The following is a 17,805-nucleotide window of genomic DNA, read 5'->3' as shown; positions in this document are numbered from 1 at the left end:
GGCCCGTGTCGCCGACGGTTGCCGGCACGCCCTGCCCATCGGCCCGGATGCAGGACCGCTGAAGCAGTCGCCCAGAAAATCTCGACTCGAGTCGACGACCATGCCGGACCGGCCCTCGACCCAACGACGCGGTCAGGCCGTCAGCGGATGCCGACGAAGCGGCGGATCGGACGTCGCCCGATGTCGGCCGCGTCTGACGGTGACGGTGCCGTCGCCGGACATCGTCAGTTTCCAGCGACCCTCGGTGACCGCCACGTGATGCCGTCGGCACAGACCGACCAGGTTGTCGAGCGTGGTCGGACCGCCGTGTTCGCGTGCACGGACATGATGGAGATCGACCCAGGCGGCCGGGATCTGGCAGCCCGGGAACCGACAGCCTCGATCGCGGGCCAACACCGCCTTTCGCAGCCGCGCCGGGATCGTGGCTACGGGCGCGGAGATGCCGAGCACCTCGTGGTCGTCGGTGAGCACGAACTGCAGGTCGGCGTCGGAGGCCAGGCGGCGGAGCGCCGCCGGCGTCAGCGCCGGCGGGGCGCCGGGCAACTGCCACAGCAGCCGCGCTCGGCGGGCCCGCTCCGAGTCGCCGACGAGGTCGCGGATGTCGGTGAGCACCAGCATCGATGGGCGTGAGCGGATGACGGTGCCATCGGCGCGCTGTCCGGCCAGGAACGCCTCGGCCAGCCGCACGAACGCGTCGGCGAGCTGCCGGGCCCGCGGCCGATCGAAGACCGGGTCGCCACCGTCTTCGGCGGCCGGACCCTCGGCGGCGGGGCCATCGGCGCCATCCCCCGAGGCAGACCGACCGGCTCCCGACGCCGCGGCGCCGTCCGCGTCCACGTCCGAGTCGATCGCGTCGCGTGTGACGTCACGGTCGCCGGTGGGACGCTCGGCCGCGGCCTGGAGCGCCTCGATCACCAGCGCGCCTTCCGGACCCGGGAGGAGGAAGTTGCCTTTCACGCCGCCGTCGAGGGCCGGCTGCGTGTGGAAATATCGGCGTTCGAACCTGCGGACGGACCGCTGTTGTTCGAGCGTCTCGCGCAGGCGGCCGGCGACGACCTGGACCTGGTCGACGACCTCGTCGGGGTTCCGGCGGCGCAGCTCGTCGACGTCGGCGAACCGTGTGTCGAGCTCCGCGCGAAGCGCGACGGTGAGGGCCGACGCCTCGAGGACGACGGCGCGTACCTGGCCCCAACCCAGTGCGCCGGCCCGGAATGCCGCCCGCAGGTTCGGCATGCTCGCCAGCACGTCACGGGCGGTCTGCAGGAACCGCCGGTCGCCGTAGGTGGCCTGCGACTGCATCGCGAGCACACCTTCGAGCGGCAGCCCGGCGCGACGTTCGGCGAGGCCGTCGGTCTGTATCCGGTCGACCAGCTCGACCGCGGCGGCCTGCGAGGTGTCGATGGCGGCGAGCAGTTCGACCAGCCCGGCGATCTCGCCACCGCCACTGTCACGCCGGTCCGCCGCCAGCTGCAACGCCCGTTCGGCCGCGACCGCGACGGCGTGGACCGCCCGACGCAGGTCGCCGCCGTCCCCGCCATCTCCGTCGGTGCGAGCCGCCACCGCGTAGTGGTCACCGTGCTCGCGCAGCACGTCGCACTGACGTGAGGAGCTGGTGGCGGGGTACTCGAACATCGTGCGATTGTAAGGCAGAAGTGACGAATTTCCCGGTCCAAACGCCCGAATACTGGGGAAAAGGCGCATATCGTTCCGCGGCTTCGGGGACCGCACACCACCGCGTCAGCCGGGGAGCATCTCGGCCAGCATGCGCAGCAACCGGTCGCTGCTGAACGGCTTGACCAGCGTGCGGACGTCGTCGGTGACGCGGTCCGGCGCCTGGGCTGAGGCGAAGACGAGCACCGGTAGGTCGGGCCGCTGCCCGCGCGCCCGGTCGACGACCCGCCAGCCCGGGATGCCCGGCAGCGCGAGCTCGGTGACCAGCACGTCGCCGCCCTGTTCCTCGAGAATCCGGAGGGCGGACTCGCCGTCGGTCGCCGGCAGGATCCGGTACCCGGCACTGCGAAGCATCTGTGCGATGACGCGGCGGGCACGGTCGTTGGGGTCGACCAACACGACGCGTTTGCCACCGACGGGCCGCTGCCGGTCCAGCACGTCGGGGCTCGCGGCCGACGCGACGGTGGGCAGCACCAGCGCGATCGAGGTTCCCTCGCCCTTGATGGAGTGCAGGTCCACGATGCCGTCGGCCTGCTGCGCGAAGGCGAGCACGGTCGGCAACCCCAGGCCGGTCCCGCGGGCCGCGCCCTTGGTCGAGAACAACGGCTCGAACGCCCGGGTCAGCGTTTCGTCGTCCATGCCGGTGCCGTCGTCGATGACCGAGAGACGGACGTAGCGACGCTGGTCGTCGACGGGGTGGTTCGGGCCCGAGGTCACCCCGCCCGCTGCCGGGTGGTCGGTGTGGCGGGCGCGCACGATGATCGTCCCGCCGTGGGGCAGCGCGTCGTTGCTGTTCATCACCAGGTTGACCAGCGCCTGCTCGAGCCCGACGGCGTCGGCCCGCACCCGCGGCAGGTCGTCCTCGAGGTCGATCTCCAGCATCACGCCGGGACCGAGCGCGGACTCGATCAGGTTGCGGACGCCGTCGACGGCCCGTGCGAGGTCCACCTCGTCGGTGGAGCCCTCGCTGCCGGCGAACTGCATCAGCTTGTGGGTCAGCGTCCCGGCGCGGTCCACGGAACGCCGCAACTGCTCGAAGTCGTCGAGGATCGACGCGATCGGATCGTTGCCGACCGCGGGCGCCAGGTCCTGGACCGAGCCCTGCGCGAGATCGAGGTAGGAGCTCATCACCGTGATCAGGTTCTTGAGGTCGTGGGCCAGTCCGCTGGCGAGCTTGCCGGCCAGGTCCAACCGCTGGGCCTGGGCGAGCTGCTCGGACAGGCGGGCGCGCTCCTCCTCGCCACGGATGCGCTCGTCGAGGTCCCGCACCACCAGCTGCAGGCTGCGACGACTGGCGCGGAGGTGGCCAGCGCTGACCGAGCACGCCACGGTGGACCCGTCGGCACGGAGCAGCCGCATGTCCATCTGCGAGGCCGGCCGCCGGGCGAACAGCACCCTGGCCAACTCGTTGGCGGCGCGGGCGCGGTCCTCGGGGGCGACCAGTTCGAGGAAGTTGCGGCCCACCACGTCCTCGGGCGCGTTCAGGCGCAGCACCTCGGCCAGCATCGGGTTGGCGAGCTCGATGCTGCCCTCGAGGTCGAGCACCGTGACGGCGTCGGGGTTGAGCTCGATGAAGCGGCGGTACTCGGCCACCTCGGCGCGCAACTCGACCAGCCGCGTCGCGTGCAGGGCGATGCGCTGCAGGGTGGTCTGCAGCGCGCCGTCGTAGGCGAGTGCGTCGGCCCAGCCGAGCTCGACCGCGCCGACCCGCTGCCCGTCGGGGGCCACGATGACGGCGGCGGCGACCGTCACCAGCCCGAGTTCGGCGATGGCCGGGTGGTCGGCGATCGCCGGCACGTCCTCGACGGCGGTGTGGACCATGCCCTCCTCGGCGGTGATGGCGAGCCAGGCGGGCGAGTGTTCGCGTGCGACGTCCGGTTGCCCGGGTCGGCCCCGCACGCACTTGGACCAGGCCCGCCGATCGTCGACGAAGGTGACCGCGGCGTACCGGGCCCCGAGCAGCGCGCCCGCCAGACCGGCGACGTCGTCGAGTTCCTGCTCGGGCGGCGTGTCGAGGATGTTGAGGCGCCGCAGCGCCTCGAGTCGCCGCGCCTCCGAGAGCCGGATCGCCCGGAGCTGGTCGGTCACTCGTCCGCGCCCACCCACCGGTAGCCGACGCCCGACTCGGTGGCGATGTAGCGCGGCGCGCTGGCGTCGTCGCCGAGCTTCTGCCGCAACGCCCGCAGGTGCACCCGCAGGCTGTCACGCGCCTCGTCGCCGTGCTTGTCCGACCACACGGCGGAGATGATGTCGCGGTAGGTCAGCAGCTTGCCGTCGTTGGCGACCAGGACCTCCAGCAGCTTCCACTGCAGCGGGGTCAGCTTGACCTCGGATCCGGCGACCCGGACCCGTCGCGTGGCGAGGTCGACCTGCAGGTCGCCGACCTGCACGGCGGGCTGCACGGTCGTGGGTCCCGCCGACTGCGCGCGACGCAGGATCGCCCCGAGCCGCGCACGCAGTTCCTCCATGGAGAACGGCTTGTCGATGAAGTCGTCCGCGCCCGCGTCCAGCGCCAGGACACGGGCACGCTCGCTGCCGGCACCCGAGAGCAGCACGATCGGGATGCTGGTCCAGGTCCGCAGCCGCTTGACCACCTCGATGCCGTCGAGGTCGGGCAGGCGCAGGTCCAGGAGTACGACGTCGGGAAGCGCGGCGGCCGCCGCCGTCAGCGCGTCCTCGCCGCAGCGGGCGACGATGACCTCGTAACCGGCGCGTGACAGACCACGACCGACGGCGGTGAGGATCTGCGGTTCGTCATCGACCGCGAGCACCTTCGCCACCGTCCACGCTCCTCCCAAAGCCGCTGTCGGGCCGCAGCCTAGAGGGCCGGCTCCGACGAGGCACCACACCCCCGCTCAGGCGATGCGACGGATCGCGTGGGGCGTCCGGTTCATCTCCTGGTAGCGCACCACGTCGCCGGTGCGGGGGGCGACGAGCATCTTGTTGTCGCCGGCGTAGATCCCGATGTGGTTGGGGCGTTTGCCCTCGGCGCGCCAGAACACCAGGTCGCCGGGGCGGGCCTCGGCGAGGCTCGCGACGGGCCGGCCGGCCCGCGCCTGGTCGACGCTGACGCGCGGCAGGCGGATACCGAGATCACCGAACGTCTGCTGCACGAACCCGGAGCAGTCGAGACCGACGGCGGGGTTGGTGCCGCCCCACTTGTAGGGCACGCCGAGGTAGCGCTCGCCGGCCGCGAGGATCCGCTGTCCCATGCTGCCGTCGCCGGCCGACACCTGGCCGATCGCGGTGGCCGCGCTGATCGGCGAGGAAGGATCGACCGTGGCGGCGGCGACGGCGTCGGCGACCTGCTGCGGATCCGCGGCGGCCATCGCGGCCACCATCGTCCCGAGCGAGACGGTGGGCAGACGCGCCGGATCGAACCGTGCCGTGGCCGCGTCGAGGGCGGCCGAGAACCCCGGCGTCACCTGCGGCGGCGCGCTCGGGGAGACGTCGGTCGCCGGAGCGGGCGACGCGGCGATGGCGGATACGGGCACGAAGACAGACCTCCACTTGCGGGTCCGGTCGGCGGGCTCGCCCCGACCTCTACCGCCGATGCCGGCTCGTGCGCATGACGCACGAGCGTCCGGTGTCGGGTGGGACCTGGTCGCTCGTACAGCTTCGGACTCCTACAGAACCGATCGGGCCGGCCGATTCGGACTCCCATGAGACGAGACCGTCGCGCCCTCGAAGAGCTGAGCCGCCGCTTGTGGGAGGAGCGGCAGGTGGTCAACCACCTGCTGTTCAAGCTCACGGTGACGCGGCTGCTGCTGGCTGCCGACGAACGCCGCTTCGTGGCCCAGTCCCTCGAGGAGGTGGAGCTCGCCGTCGAGGCCCTCCGCCAGGGCGAATACCGCCGTGACGAGGCGCTGCGCGCGCTCGCGGCGCTGTGGGTCTACGACCCCGAGGCGTTGACGCTGGGCGAGCTGGCCCGCCGTTCACCGCCGCCGTTCGACCACACCTTCGCCGAGCACGCCGTCGCCTTCCGCACCCTCGCGGCCGAGGTCGAGCAGGTGGCCCGCGAGAACCGCGTGCTGGCGCAGAGCGACCTGCACATCGTCGCCGGCCAGCTCGATCAGCTCAGCGGCCCGCAGGTGCCGGTCGCTTCCACCTACGACGCATCCGGACAACTCGACGCCGCTGCCGGCGTCGGGGCCCGGCTGCGGGAGGTGCTCTGAGTGTCCTTCGTCGGGCTCTACACCGGTCTGACCGGCGTCCGTGCGGCGCAGGTCGGCATCGACGTCGCCGGCAACAACGTGGCCAACGCCGCGACGCCGGGCTACACCCGTCAGCGGGTGGAGCTCGCCGCGCGGCCGTCGTACCAGATGGCCAACGCCCACATCGGTACGGGCGTGGACATCAGCACGATCGGGCGCCTGCGTGACGGGTTCCTCGACGACCGCTTCCGTGGCGCGGTGGCCGACTACTCGTCCGCCGCCGTCCGGGCCGACCTGTTGGGCCGGCTGGAGAAGCTGACCGGTGAGCCCGACCAGGGCATCTCGTCGCGCATGGGCCGGCTGTGGGAGGCCACCGAGTCATGGGCGAACAACCCCGCCGACCCGGCCACCCGCCGACAGGTGCTCAGCGAGCTGGCCTCGGTCACCGACGCCATCCGCTCCACCGCCGCCGCCTGGTCCGCGCTCGAGGCCGACGTGACCTCCCGCCGCGACACCCAGGTCGCGATGGCGAACAAGACCCTGGAGTCGTTGGCCGTCATCGACCAGCGCATCGCCGACGCGGACGCGGGCCGGGTCGGCAACGACCTGCTCGACCAGCGCGACCTGCTGCTCGACGAGGTGGCCCAACTCACGGGCGCGCACGTCGGGCTCGACGAGGCCGGCCGCGCGTTCGTGACCTTCGCCACCGCGGACGGGCCCCTGGACCTGCTGCGGACCGGGGAACGCGCCAAGCTGATGGGTGACGGTCAGGCTGGCGGCGGCATCCACGTCGTCGCCCTCGACGCCGAGGCCGCCGACCCCGACGCCGACCCGCTGGCTCCGATCGGCGGCGAGATCGGTGGCCTGCACCAGGTCGTCACCGTCGACCTGCCCCACTGGCGCGCCGAGCTCAACGCCTTCGCGACGGCGCTCGGGAACACCATCAACGCCACCAACGCGCTGGGTGCCGTCTCCGACGGTGCCGGGGGCTCGCAGGCCGGCGGGGACCTGCTGGCGTTCGATCCGGACGACGCCATCGGCTCGATCCGGCTCGCGGACGGCGTCGGCGTGCAGCACCTCGCGGCCGCGGTCATGGACACCGTCGGCCCCGGGCTGCCACCCGCACCCAACGACGGGCGCAACGCGCTGCTGTTTGCAGGCCTGCGCACGGCCAAGGTCGGCGACGACGGGCTCGCCAGCCCGACGGGCGCGACCCTGGAGACGCGGCTGGCCGACGTCGTGGTCGGCCTCGCCGCCGAGGTCCGGGCCGCCAAGGCCACCGCGGACGGCGCACGTGCCGTGTCCGTCGGAGCCGAGCTCGCCCGCATGCAGGAACACGGCGTCAGCCTGGACGAGGAGATGGTCAGCCTCGTGCGCTACCAGCGTTCGCTGGAAGCGGCCAGCCGGGTGATGACCACCGTCGACGAGGCGCTCAGCGTGCTCGTTCGCACCGGCCTCGTCGGCCGATAGGGGGATGACGATGCGAATCACCAGTGAGGCGATGGTCAGCCGGTCGCTCGACCGGCTGCACTCGCGCCTGGCCCAGTACGAGCGCTCGCAGACCGAGCTGGCCACGGGGCGGCGCATCCTGCAGCCCTCCGACGACCCGGCGGGGACCCGCCGCGCCATGTCGCTGAAGTCGTCGCTGCAGGCACGCCAGCAGGAGCTCAGGAACGCCGACGACGCGCGCGGTTGGCTCGACAGCGCCGACACCCAGCTGCAGGCCGTCACGACCCGTCTCGCACGCGTGCGCGACCTCGCCACGCAGGGTGCGTCCCACCAGGACGACAACGTCCGGGTCGCCCTCGCCTCCGAGGTCCGCCAGGTGATCCAGGAGATCGCCGGCATCGCCAACGCCACGCACCTCGACCGGCCCCTGTTCGGTGGCTTCGGAACCGGTGACCAGGTCGAGCGCGGCCCCGACGGCGTGTGGCGCTTCCCCGAGGACCGCCAGGGCGCCACCCCCGACGAGATCATGCGTCGCGTCAGCGACAGCGAGCAGGTCCGCATCAACGTGACCGCCGCCGAGTGGCTCGGCAGCGCCGTGGTCGGGACCGACGGCAACGGCGACCCTGTCCAGGGGCCGCAGCTGCTCAACCTGCTCGAGGAGATCGCGCGCGACCTCGAGTCCGGCGCCCCGGCCGACCGGCTGAGCGGCCACCTCGCCAGCATCCAGGGTGCCGCCAACCTCGTCACCGACAACCTCTCGCGCATCGGTGCCGCGACCAACCGCGTCGACTCGGCACGCAGCCGCTCGATCGACCTGCAGCTGACGCTGCGGACCGAGCTGTCACAGGTCGAGGACGTCGACATCGCCCAAGGGATCATGGAGCTCCAGGTGCAACAGGTGGCATACGAAGCAACACTGCAGGCCCTCGGCAGGGCGCTGCCGCCCTCGCTGGTGGCGTTCCTCCGATGACGGCCCCGGCTACCCTCCCCGCCGACGTCGAAGGACTCCCCGTGCCCGATGTGGACGAGCAGTTCGCCGTCCTCCGTTTCGCCGAAGGCATCCCCGGATTCCCCGGCGCTCGCGGCTTCATCCTGTCCGACCTCACCGACGACGGCACCTTCCAGCTGCTGAGCAGCGTCGAGGACCCGGAGCTGTCGCTGGTCGTGGCCTCCCCCTGGCTGTTCTTCCCCGACTACGCCCCCGAGCTGCCCGTCAGCGACCAGGACGTGCTCGGCATCGAGCAGCCCGAGGACGCCGTGCTGTTCTGCACCGTCATCGCCGACGACAACGAGGCCCTGCACCTCAACCTGCGGGCGCCGTTCGTGGCCAACGCACGCACCTTGGACGCACGTCAGGTGGTGCTGGACGACAGTGAGCTACCGTTGCGCGCCACCGTCACTGCAGGAGGCTGACCGGCGTGCTCGTGCTCTCTCGCCGGATCGGCGAGTCCATAGTGATCGGCAACCAGGTCACCATCACCGTGCTCGAGGTGCGTGGCGACCAGGTCCGCATCGGCATCGATGCTCCACGCGACGTCCAGGTCCACCGCGAAGAGGTGTGGCAGACGCTGCAGGAGGAGAACGCCCGCGCCGCCGACACCGCCGACCGGGCACGACGGCTGGTGGCACGCATGCCGCAGGCCGCCCGTCGGCCCGAGGGCACGACCCAGGACGACGCCTGACCCCTGCCGCTGGCGCCGTCTTCACACGCCGGCGTACGCCTCGGTCGCGGCCAGACGCTGACGCAGGTCCTCGGTACCGGGCCTGAGCGCGGCGTAGGCACGCTCTCGTGCGTCGCCGACCCGGGCGGTGGCGGCGCGCAGGCGCTCGACCACGTCACGGAACAGGCCGACGGTGTCCTCGTCGATGTCGGCCTCGAGCTCGGAGGCGGCGGCGTCCACCGACAGGCCGGCCGAACTGAGGACGAGGGCGCGCCCCAGTTCCAGGGCCGCCAGGCGCTCGGACGCCTGCTCGAGTTCGTGCATCGCCTCGCCGAGGAAACGCTGTTCGTCCGCGGCGAGGAGCAGCTCGAGTGCACGCAAGCGGGATTCGACGGCGTCGAGCGCCGCGACCTGGCGTTGCAGCAGGCTGACGAGCTGGTCGTACATCGGCGGTCTCCGAGGGTCGCTTGGGTTTTTCGCCACCGTTCCCATCGGCGACCACCAGCGGATCTGTAGTCCTATTGCGCTCTGCGGGACGGCCGATCCGTTCGGGGCAGGGTTGTCACGTTGCGTGGTTGGTCAGCCACGGCGTGAAGCGGATCGAAACATGCCCCCGACTTCTGTGAAGGACCTGTGAAGGCCTCTCACGTCGCCGGCTCCGATCCCCGAAGGTCTGGTCACACCTTCCGGACACGGAAACCCAGGAGCCCAGCGATGACGGCAGCGACGGCCACCCGTACCAGTGCGACCTCCGACGTGAACGCCCTCGTCGAGGAGAACCTGTACCTGGTCAACCACGTGGTCAACCAGCTCTCCGCCCGGTTCCCGCGCCACGTCGACCGCGACGAGCTGCGCGGCGCCGGTGCCGCCGGCCTGGTCGACGCCGCCCACCGTTACGACGCGAGCACCGGGGTGCCGTTCGCCCGCTACGCGAGCATCCGCATCCGGGGCGCCGTGCTGGACGCGACCCGCTCCCGCGACTGGGCCACCCGCCGCCTGCGGCGTGACCTGCGCACCATCGAGTCGACCCAGTCGGCGCTCGAGGAGAAGCTGCAGCGCCGGCCCGACGACGCCGAGATCGCCGACGCGATGGGCATGGACGAGTCCACCGTCCGCGCCCGCCGCGCCGCCGCCGTCACCTCCACCCTGCTGACGCTGGACCGCCCCATCCGCGAGGACGAGTCCGGAAGTGGGGTGCTCGGCGACCGCATCCTCGAGGAGGACCAGGCCTGGCTCCCCGAGGCCGCCCTGGAGAACAACGAGCTGGTCGGCACCCTGCGCACCGCCATCGCGCACCTGCCGGAGCTGCCACGCCGCGTCCTGGTCGAGCACCACTTCGAAGGCCGCCTGCTGCGCGACATCGCCGACGACCTCGGCGTCACCGAGGCGCGCGCGTCGCAGCTGCGCCACGAGGCCCTGCACGCGCTGCAGGCCTACTTCGGCACCGCCTACGACAACGTCCCCGAGGTGCCGGTCGACGCTCCCGGCAAGCGCCGTCGCGCGGCCTACGTCGCGCAGGTGTCCGCCAACACCACGTGGCGGACGCGGCTGCAGGGCGACGAGCCCGCCGAGGCCGTCCGGGCCTTCGCCTGATGCCTGCGGTCGAGATCGACGTACCGCTCGTCCGTCTCGACGAGCTGGGACAACCTGCGCCGATCACCACCACCCTGCGGCTGCGCTGCCTGGGCGTGCCCGACAGCGTGCGTACCCGGTTGACCGGGATCGGCGCCGTCCTCGTCGACGAGGAGGTCGAGCCGGTCGATGCCGTCCTCGTCTCCACCCGCCTCTCCCCCGACGAGCTCCTCGCCGTGGAGACCCGGCTGGCCGAACACGGCCAGCACACCATCGTGCTGGCCCACACCGGCGCGGAGCGACTGGCCGTCCAACTCGTCGAGTCCGGGGCGGATGCGATCGTCGGTGAGGGCAACGAGGAGGCGCTGCTGGGGCTGGTCGACGTGTCCCGCTCGCCCAGCACCCTGCTGACCTCCTACGAGCGCCGCTTCGGTTCCACCGGCGCCCGCAGCCGCGGGACCGACGCCACCACCGGGCTGATGGACCGCGGCACCTTCGAACGGCGGATCGCCACCCTCGGCGACAGCGACGAGATCCCCCGCGTCGCGTTCGTCAAGATCGTCTCCGAGCGCTGGACCACGCCCGAGGCCGACCCCGTCGTCGCCGTGCAGCGCCGTCGCCTGTCGGCGGGTCTCGCCCACCTGGTGACCACGACCGGCAGCGAGCTCTTCACCACCGCACACGGGGAGTTCGGCCTGGTCGGCCCGACACTCAGCCCCCACGACATGCATCGGCTGGGCCGCCAGATGCTGGAGGTCGTGGGCACCTTCCGCGACCGCGGCCTCCCGCTGAGCGCCGTCATCGGCCACGCCGGCTCCGAGTCCGCGACCGACGCGGAACAGCTGCTCGAACTCGCCAGACGCGCCGTCGAGGTCGCCGCCGCCGACGGCGCGCAACCGCTGCTCGGCGCCGAGGACCTGTCCCTGGGGGTGTCGACGACCACGGAACTCGAGGTGGTCGTGCGCATGCTCGACCAGGTCGAACCGTTCCTGCCCGAGGGCCGCGGACACGGCGAGCGGGTTGGTCGGATCTCGGCCGAACTCGCGCGTCTCCGGGGCTGGTCGCCGGGCGCCGTCGCTCGCGCGCAGCTCGCCGGCCACCTCCACGACGTCGGCCGGGCCGGGCTGCCGTCCGCCGCCATCGGCGGGCCGGGTGAGCTCACCGGGGAGCTGCTGGAGGTCTGGCGCACGTTCCCCGTGCGTTCGGCGTCGCTGCTGCAGCTGACCGCCGGGCCCGCTGCGGCGGCCGCTGTCCGCTCCCAACGCGAGCGCTGGGACGGCGACGGTTTCCCCGACGGCATCCGCAGTACCGACATCCCCGACGCCGCCCGCCTGCTCGCGGTCGCCCATGCCGTCGACGAACTCGCCGTCGACGGCGCCAGCGCCGCGAACGTCGCGACGCGGCTGGCGGAGCGTGCGAGCACGGAGCTGGACCCCGAACTGGTCGACCTCGCGCTCGACAACCTCACCGCGCTGCTGCACGCTCGGCTCGGCTGACTCCTTTCCCGCGGTCCACGTGCTCGCCCCGAGCGACCCGAGGGGCTCACCGCCTGGCTGCGGCTGATCGCGCGACCCGCCCGGTGACGGCCCGGCTTAGCCGAGCAGCGTGAGCACACCCTCGCCGTAGCCGTCCACGGTCACCTGCCAGTCCTGTCGGCGCTGCGGCGTGGTGGCGATGCCGGCGAGGTCTTCGGCGACGTCGCCGGGGACGGCCGTCACCTCGCGCAGCACCACGTGCGGCGTCGTCGGGCTGTTCATCAGCTTCGCGGCCACGTTGACGACTTCGTGGAAGAACTCGAGCAGTTCCTCGTCGAGTGCGCCGGCCGCCTCGACCTGCGTCCTGGTCTCCACGGGCGGCAGCATCGCGATGGATGCCGCCACGGCCGTTGCCAGGCTCAGATCCGCCACCGCCACCGCCGCGGCCGATCCGTCGTCGAAGCGGTAGCCGGCCAGGTAGGCCGGCCGGGCCGGGTCGAGCTGCTGGCCGCCCGCGCTCCGCACCGTGACCGTGCGACCCAGCAGGTCGCGCAGCAGGTCACGGTAGGAGGCGCGGGCAGGCATCGGGCAGCGCACGTCAGATCGCTCCGGCGAGGGCCTGGTCGATCGACTCGGGCGTGAACGGCTTGCTGACCAGGAACTTGGCGCCGTTCGCCTTCGCGAGCTCGTGCATCTCCGGCGTCGACTCCGAGGTCACGAACCCGAAGGTCACGCTGACGCCGGCCTCGTTGAGGGCCTGGAGCAGTTCGATGCCGGTCATCTCGGGCATGTTCCAGTCGGACAGCACCAGGTCGGGGTGCTCGGCCTGAACGGTCCCGAAGGCCTCCCTGCCGTCGGCTGCCTCGATGATCTGGGCGCCGGCCACACGGTCGAGGCCCGCGAGGGCGCGTTTGACGATGGCGCGCATCGCCTTGCTGTCGTCGACTACGAGGATCTTCACGGTGGTCTCTCTCTTGCGTTCGCGTTCGGGGGTCAGTTGCGGCGTTCGAGCATGGTCATGACCACCAGCGCGCCGTCGCACTCGGCCGTCACGCGCTCGATCACCTGGGCGCCCGAGATGTGGACGTGGTAGTCGCGGCCGGTCGTCACCGCGGGCAGCGACAGCTGGCAGGTGCCGGCCAGCAGCGACTTCACGTTGCCGCCGGTCATGTTGGCGAGTTCGCCGACGGTGTCGGTGACCTCGTCCTCGGTGACCTCGGACGGCTCCGAGCCGAACATCAGCGCCGTCGCGGTCCGAGCCAGCGCTTCAGGACACTGGACGGTGACCGCGCCGGACCAGTCGCCGGTGATCTGGACGACGCCGGTGACGACACGCTGATCGGCGTCGTGCGTCTCCAGCGCGTCGGCCGGCCGCAGCTCGAGGCCGAGGATCGCGGCCCAGATGTCGGCGCCGATCTGTTGGAGGTCGATGGTGGTGGTGTGCATCGGCCGGGGTTCCTTTCGGTGTCGCCGCGTTCGTCAGCGCGGGCGGTAGGCGGTGGCGCGATCGACGGCGACACGCTCGTAACGATCGTCGACGTTGAGGGTCGTCTCGGCCGTGCCGAGCATCAGGTAGCCGTCGGGCCGCAGGACCTCGCGGACCTTGCCGAGGATCTGCTGCTTGGTCGGCAGGTCGAAGTAGATGAGAACGTTGCGCATGAACAGCAGGTCGACCTGGGGCACGAAGGGCCACTGGGACACCAGGTTGAGGGCCCGGAACTCCACCATGCCGCGGAGTTCGTCGCTGATCTGCCAGTACTGCCCGTCCCGGTGGAAGTGCTTCACCAGCAGCGACGCCGGCAGACCGCGGTTGACCTCGAGCTGGGTGTAGCGACCCATGGCGGAGCGGCCGAGCATCTCCGCGGACAGGTCGGTGGCGATGATGCGGACGTTCCAGGTCTCGACGATGTGCGGGAACCGGTCGCGCAGCAGCATCGCCAACGAGTAGGGCTCCTGGCCGCTCGAGCATGCCGCGTTCCAGAACGTCAGCGTGCGCTGTGCGGCGCGCTTCTCGATCAACTCGGGGATCCAGACCTTCTCCAGGATGGTCCAGGGGTGCAGGTCGCGGAAGAAGCTGGTCTCGTTGGTCGTCATGGCGTCGACGACGAGGTCGTGCAGCGGGCCGGTGCGTTCGCGACGCAGCCGGACGACGAGTTCGGCGAGCGACCCAAGACCGTTGCGGCGTGCGATCGGGGCCAGCCGCGACTCCAGCAGGTAGCTCTTGGAGTCGTCGATGACGATGGCGGAGCGTTCACGAACGAGCTCGCGCAGGTAGAGCAGGTCGCCGGCGTTCAACGCGGTGGTGGTATCCGCGAGCGTCATCGGTTGCCTCCCGGCAGCGCGTACGAAGCGCCCGACGTGCGGTCGGCGGCGCTGCGGCCGACGAGTGCGCGGCGCCGGATCGCCTCGGCGATCTGCCCGATCGGCAGGATCTCGTCCGCGAGTCCGGCACCGATGACGGCGCCGGGCATGCCCCAGACGACGCTGGTCGCCTCGTCCTGGACGATGACGTGCCCGCCGGCGGCCCGCACGTGCTCGCTGCCGTTCTTGCCGTCGGAACCCATGCCCGTCAGCACGACGGCGAGGATGCGCCCGCCGTAGACGCCGGTGGCGGCACGGAACAGCACGTCGACGGCGGGCCGGCACGAGTTCTCGTGCGGACCGTCGTCGAGCAACGTCCGGATCTCGGTCCCGACGCGCTGGACGGCCAGGTGGCGGTTTCCCGGGGCGATGTGCACACCACCGGCGACGACCGGCTGGCGGTCCCCCGCCTCGGTGACGCGCAGGGGGCTGGTGCCGTCCAGTCGCTCGGCGAGCAGGCGCGTGAACATCGGGGGCATGTGCTGGACGATGAGCACCGGCACGGGCAGGTCACCGGGCAGCCGTGGCAGCAATTCCGCCAGCGCGTTGGGGCCGCCGGTCGACACCCCGATGACGACGGCGTCGACCCGCGTGGGCGTGGCCGGCCGTGCGCCCGTCGGTCGCGACGGGGCGGCCGGGCGAGCGGTTGGGGCGACCCGGGTGGGCGCGGCGGTGCGCAGCTTGCCGCTGAGGGCGTGGACGCGCGGCACCAACTCGGCCTTGATGCGTTGCTGGGCCTCGGCGACCGAGCCGACGTTGGCCGGCTTGGTGACGTAGTCGTTGGCGCCGCGCAGCAGGGCTTCCATGGTGGTGGCGGCGCCGCGTTCGGTCAGGGTCGAGAACATGATGACGGGCAGGCGGGGGTAGAGCGCACGCAGCGCGGTCAGGGTTGCCAGCCCGTCCATCTCGGGCATCTCGACGTCGAGGGTGACGACGTCGGGGTTGACCTGCGGGATCTTCGCCAGGGCGATCTTGCCGTTCGGGGCCGTGCCGACGACCTCGATGTCGGGATCCTCGGCCAGCGCGTCGGTGACGATCCTGCGCACCACCGCGGCGTCGTCGACCACGAGCACGCGGGTGCGGGTCACTGCACACCCCCGGCGACCGGATAGCCGGGGAGGCGGATGCCCATGATGTCGAGCTTCTCGCGGATGACGCCGGCGGTGAACGGCTTCATGGCGTACTCGTCGGCGCCGGCCTCGAGCGCGGCGATCATGCGCTCGATGTCGGACTCGGTGGTCACCATGAGCAGCTTCATCCCGGCGTAGGCCGGGTTGGCGCGCACGATCTTGATGAAACTGAGGCCGTCGAGCACCGGCATGTTCCAGTCGACCAGCGCGAGGTCGACGGGTCCGTGGTCCGCGAGCCAGGTCAGCGCCAGCTGGCCGTCGGCCACGTCGGAGGTGGTGAAGCCGAGCTGCTGCAGGATGCGCGAAAGGATGGCCCGCGTCGCCCGGGAGTCGTCGATGACGAGTGCACGCACCGTGGGTCCTTCTTCCGTGGGTGTCCGGCACCCGGTCCTGCGCCCGCGGGGACCACCCCGCTCTGCGCTTCCTGGTCGGCAGTTGCCGTGCCCGCTACAGGGAACGCGCGGCCTCGCGGACATCGGGGTCATGGTCAGCGACGTCGTGGGGGTCGGGTGCTCGCCCCCGGCCCAGGGAGGCCACCAGCGCCGCCCAGAAGCGGTCCGCGTCGGCGCACCGCCGTGTCGTGAGGACGCCGGCCGCCACGAGCGAATCGGCCCAGTCGTGCACCATGGACTGGTGGAAGACGAACTCCTCGAGCGCGGCACGATCCGGGAGCGGGAGATGCGCTTGGGCGAGGTCCGGGGGGAGCTCGCCGATCTCGCTGGTGAGCACGCCGAGCGTGCGGTGCACGGAGTCGGGGGCGCGGGTCTGCGCCGCCAGGGCGCCGTCCCGCTTGCGCGCGCCGATCTCCTCGCGGAGCGCGGCCATGTAGCGGGACCAGGCCCGCGCCTCGTGCGGTACCACGGGCAGCGCCTCGGAGCCGGCCTGGTCGAGGCCCGACGCGAACAGCACACTCGTGGCGCGCCCGTTCCGCTTCGCCGTGCGGAGCGCGATGTCCGCCTGGTCGAGCAATTGCAGGGCACCGGTCGTGCCCACGGATGCGACGGCGATGCCGACACTGGCGCCCACTTCGATGGCGCGCTCGCCCACCATGACGGGCCGGGCGCTCAGGACCACGAGACGGCGTGCCGTCTCGATCGCGTCCTCGGCGGCGGCACCGATGAGCACGAACGCGAACTCGTCGCCACCGAGGCGGGCCACCGTGTCCGTCGGCCGGACCGCGTCCCGGAAGCGGGCAGCGAGCTCCACCAGCAGGGCGTCGCCCGCCCCGTGTCCGAACGTGTCGTTGACCGGCTTGAACCCGTCGACGTCCAGCATGAGCAGGGCGGCCGGTACCCCCCGTTCCGCACGGTCGGCGAGCGCCCGGCGCAGCTGCTCGAGCAGCAGCCGACGATTCGGCAGACCGGTCAGACCGTCGTGCAGGGCTGCCTGGGTCAACCGCGCGCGCGTGCGTTCGTGGATGGCCCAGTGGACGACGCTCACCACGCACATGGCCAGGAACAGGGCGGCGTGGACCAACCCCCAGCCGAGCGGGTCCTGCAGCGCCGCGGCGTGGTTGTACACCGCCGCGGGGTCCAGCAGACCCGCGAGGCCGTGGTGGAACAGCACCACGAAGATGCTGGTCAGGAACGGCGGCCAGTCCTCGTACAGGGCCAGGATCGGCACCGCGACGAAGAACAGGAAGTGGGCTTCGATGGTGCCCGTGGTGTGCACGACGAGGACGACGAGGCACATCAGTGCCAGGGCACTCCCCGTGGCGCGAAGGCGCATGCTGCCGGGCGCGAACCGGGCGAGGATGGCGAGGGTCAGCGGCACGCCGGCGCCGACGAGCACGTGTGCGAGGGGATCGCCGGCGAGCCACATCAGGGCCGCGACGGGGACCACGGCCGCGAGGATGCCGCGCACGATCGCCTCGTGGCGGGCACGCCACTGCTCGGCGGGCAGCGAGCGGCCGTCGGGCAGCAGCGTCATGACCTGCGGCGTTGCCGATCGCACGCTTTCACCTCGCCCCCTTGCCGACGACCCTTCGCCTTCCGCGGCCCGTCGGCACGGGGAAACCGGAGTGAAGCCCTCCTGCGCGGCCGCCGTGCGCTGGCGCCGGCGGGGCGGTGGCGATGGCCGCGCGGGAACGACGGCGGCCGGCGCCCCGCTGGGGGTGCCGGCCGCGTCGAGGCGCCTCGCTCAGCCGAGGTAGCTGCCGTTGGCCGCGCCGACGTGCGGCCGGTCGTCGGTCTCCAGCGGCGCGAGGGACGCTGCCGGGACCGTGGGCGCGGCAGCCCCGTCGCCCCCGCGGCGCTTGCCGGTCGGCTGCGACGGTGCGGACGGGCGCTTGCCGCCGGTCACCAGCGCCTGCAGCCCGTCGGCGACCTCGCGC

20 protein-coding genes are annotated in these 17,805 nt (G+C 72.2%); 7 read left to right on the top strand and 13 right to left on the bottom strand.

Annotated elements, in window-relative coordinates; translation table 11 throughout:
* Positions 1-132 precede the first annotated feature (132 nt).
* The 4 genes from ACERMF_RS13695 to ACERMF_RS13680 all read right to left on the bottom strand — a co-directional run bounded on the left by ACERMF_RS13695 (position 133) and on the right by ACERMF_RS13680 (position 5,165).
* The gene (locus ACERMF_RS13695) at positions 133-1,632 is read right to left on the bottom strand and encodes a DUF222 domain-containing protein (protein ID WP_373669672.1); all 1,500 of its coding nucleotides are present in this window, start codon (positions 1,630-1,632) and stop codon (positions 133-135) included.
* Between the two features lie 105 nt (positions 1,633-1,737).
* A complete protein-coding gene (locus ACERMF_RS13690; RefSeq protein WP_373669671.1) occupies positions 1,738-3,759 on the bottom strand; it encodes a PAS domain S-box protein in 2,022 nt (673 codons plus the stop codon).
* Entirely contained in the window at positions 3,756-4,451 is a 696-nt protein-coding gene (locus tag ACERMF_RS13685; protein WP_373669670.1) for a response regulator transcription factor, read from the bottom strand. Before ACERMF_RS13685 ends, ACERMF_RS13690 begins: the two co-directional genes overlap by 4 nt.
* A 75-nt stretch (positions 4,452-4,526) precedes the next feature.
* Complete coding sequence (locus ACERMF_RS13680) at positions 4,527-5,165, bottom strand: C40 family peptidase (RefSeq protein ID WP_373669669.1); 639 nt, start codon at positions 5,163-5,165, stop codon at positions 4,527-4,529.
* A 168-nt stretch (positions 5,166-5,333) separates the two neighbouring features.
* Between ACERMF_RS13680 and flgN the strand changes: the two genes are divergently transcribed.
* From flgN to csrA, 5 genes are read left to right on the top strand one after another with little or no spacing between them, the layout of a single operon-like run.
* On the top strand, positions 5,334-5,846 hold the full coding sequence (flgN, locus tag ACERMF_RS13675) for a flagellar export chaperone FlgN (protein WP_373669668.1): 513 nt from the start codon (positions 5,334-5,336) through the stop codon (positions 5,844-5,846).
* A complete protein-coding gene (flgK, locus tag ACERMF_RS13670) occupies positions 5,847-7,295 on the top strand; it encodes a flagellar hook-associated protein FlgK (protein ID WP_373669667.1) in 1,449 nt (482 codons plus the stop codon).
* A 10-nt stretch (positions 7,296-7,305) separates the two neighbouring features.
* Complete coding sequence (locus tag ACERMF_RS13665; RefSeq protein WP_373669666.1) at positions 7,306-8,244, top strand: flagellin; 939 nt, start codon at positions 7,306-7,308, stop codon at positions 8,242-8,244.
* 41 nt (positions 8,245-8,285) lie between these two features.
* Positions 8,286-8,687, top strand: a complete 402-nt coding sequence (gene fliW / locus ACERMF_RS13660; RefSeq protein ID WP_373669665.1) for a flagellar assembly protein FliW — start codon at positions 8,286-8,288, stop codon at positions 8,685-8,687.
* Between the two features lie 5 nt (positions 8,688-8,692).
* On the top strand, positions 8,693-8,956 hold the full coding sequence (gene csrA / locus ACERMF_RS13655; protein ID WP_373669664.1) for a carbon storage regulator CsrA: 264 nt from the start codon (positions 8,693-8,695) through the stop codon (positions 8,954-8,956).
* 21 nt (positions 8,957-8,977) lie between these two features.
* Here the strand turns inward: csrA and ACERMF_RS13650 are convergent, their stop codons facing one another.
* Positions 8,978-9,382, bottom strand: a complete 405-nt coding sequence (locus tag ACERMF_RS13650) for a hypothetical protein (protein ID WP_373669663.1) — start codon at positions 9,380-9,382, stop codon at positions 8,978-8,980.
* Positions 9,383-9,649: 267 nt separating this feature from the next.
* Between ACERMF_RS13650 and ACERMF_RS13645 the strand changes: the two genes are divergently transcribed.
* Together ACERMF_RS13645 and ACERMF_RS13640 are read left to right on the top strand one after the other, a co-directional pair.
* The gene (locus ACERMF_RS13645; protein ID WP_373669662.1) at positions 9,650-10,528 is read left to right on the top strand and encodes a sigma-70 family RNA polymerase sigma factor; all 879 of its coding nucleotides are present in this window, start codon (positions 9,650-9,652) and stop codon (positions 10,526-10,528) included.
* Complete coding sequence (locus ACERMF_RS13640; RefSeq protein WP_373669661.1) at positions 10,528-12,003, top strand: HD-GYP domain-containing protein; 1,476 nt, start codon at positions 10,528-10,530, stop codon at positions 12,001-12,003. Before ACERMF_RS13645 ends, ACERMF_RS13640 begins: the two co-directional genes overlap by 1 nt.
* Before the next feature lie 96 nt (positions 12,004-12,099).
* Here ACERMF_RS13640 and ACERMF_RS13635 read toward each other — a convergent pair whose 3' ends face one another.
* From ACERMF_RS13635 to ACERMF_RS13600, 8 genes are all read right to left on the bottom strand, one after another.
* The gene (locus tag ACERMF_RS13635) at positions 12,100-12,567 is read right to left on the bottom strand and encodes a hypothetical protein (protein WP_373669660.1); all 468 of its coding nucleotides are present in this window, start codon (positions 12,565-12,567) and stop codon (positions 12,100-12,102) included.
* A 13-nt stretch (positions 12,568-12,580) separates the two neighbouring features.
* Complete coding sequence (locus ACERMF_RS13630) at positions 12,581-12,943, bottom strand: response regulator (protein ID WP_373669659.1); 363 nt, start codon at positions 12,941-12,943, stop codon at positions 12,581-12,583.
* Positions 12,944-12,975: 32 nt separating this feature from the next.
* On the bottom strand, positions 12,976-13,428 hold the full coding sequence (locus ACERMF_RS13625; RefSeq protein WP_373669658.1) for a chemotaxis protein CheX: 453 nt from the start codon (positions 13,426-13,428) through the stop codon (positions 12,976-12,978).
* Positions 13,429-13,461: 33 nt separating this feature from the next.
* Positions 13,462-14,304, bottom strand: a complete 843-nt coding sequence (locus tag ACERMF_RS13620; protein ID WP_373669657.1) for a protein-glutamate O-methyltransferase CheR — start codon at positions 14,302-14,304, stop codon at positions 13,462-13,464.
* The gene (locus ACERMF_RS13615) at positions 14,301-15,431 is read right to left on the bottom strand and encodes a chemotaxis response regulator protein-glutamate methylesterase (protein WP_373669656.1); all 1,131 of its coding nucleotides are present in this window, start codon (positions 15,429-15,431) and stop codon (positions 14,301-14,303) included. Before ACERMF_RS13615 ends, ACERMF_RS13620 begins: the two co-directional genes overlap by 4 nt.
* On the bottom strand, positions 15,428-15,826 hold the full coding sequence (locus tag ACERMF_RS13610; protein WP_373669655.1) for a response regulator: 399 nt from the start codon (positions 15,824-15,826) through the stop codon (positions 15,428-15,430). The genes ACERMF_RS13615 and ACERMF_RS13610 overlap by 4 nt, the downstream gene beginning before the upstream one ends.
* A gap of 94 nt (positions 15,827-15,920) precedes the next feature.
* On the bottom strand, positions 15,921-17,426 hold the full coding sequence (locus tag ACERMF_RS13605; RefSeq protein WP_373669654.1) for a diguanylate cyclase domain-containing protein: 1,506 nt from the start codon (positions 17,424-17,426) through the stop codon (positions 15,921-15,923).
* 186 nt (positions 17,427-17,612) lie between these two features.
* A partial coding sequence (locus ACERMF_RS13600) for a hypothetical protein (protein WP_373669653.1) occupies positions 17,613-17,805 on the bottom strand: 193 nt, incomplete at its 5' end.

This window comes from Egicoccus sp. AB-alg6-2 (genome assembly GCF_041821025.1).
Classification (GTDB): Bacteria; Actinomycetota; Nitriliruptoria; order Nitriliruptorales; family Nitriliruptoraceae; genus Egicoccus.
This window is presented reverse-complemented; position numbering and strand designations above follow the sequence as displayed.

Excerpts from the sequence above, each read along its gene's own strand:
- ACERMF_RS13665 (WP_373669666.1), top strand. The coding sequence starts at position 7,306 with ATGCGAATCACCAGTGAGGCGATGGTCAGCCGGTCGCTCGACCGGCTG.
- ACERMF_RS13640 (WP_373669661.1), top strand. The coding sequence starts at position 10,528 with ATGCCTGCGGTCGAGATCGACGTACCGCTCGTCCGTCTCGACGAGCTG.
- ACERMF_RS13635 (WP_373669660.1), bottom strand. The coding sequence starts at position 12,567 with ATGCCTGCCCGCGCCTCCTACCGTGACCTGCTGCGCGACCTGCTGGGT.
- flgN (WP_373669668.1), top strand. The coding sequence starts at position 5,334 with ATGAGACGAGACCGTCGCGCCCTCGAAGAGCTGAGCCGCCGCTTGTGG.
- ACERMF_RS13650 (WP_373669663.1), bottom strand. The coding sequence starts at position 9,382 with ATGTACGACCAGCTCGTCAGCCTGCTGCAACGCCAGGTCGCGGCGCTC.
- ACERMF_RS13625 (WP_373669658.1), bottom strand. The coding sequence starts at position 13,428 with ATGCACACCACCACCATCGACCTCCAACAGATCGGCGCCGACATCTGG.
- ACERMF_RS13695 (WP_373669672.1), bottom strand. The coding sequence starts at position 1,632 with ATGTTCGAGTACCCCGCCACCAGCTCCTCACGTCAGTGCGACGTGCTG.
- ACERMF_RS13620 (WP_373669657.1), bottom strand. The coding sequence starts at position 14,304 with ATGACGCTCGCGGATACCACCACCGCGTTGAACGCCGGCGACCTGCTC.
- ACERMF_RS13645 (WP_373669662.1), top strand. The coding sequence starts at position 9,650 with ATGACGGCAGCGACGGCCACCCGTACCAGTGCGACCTCCGACGTGAAC.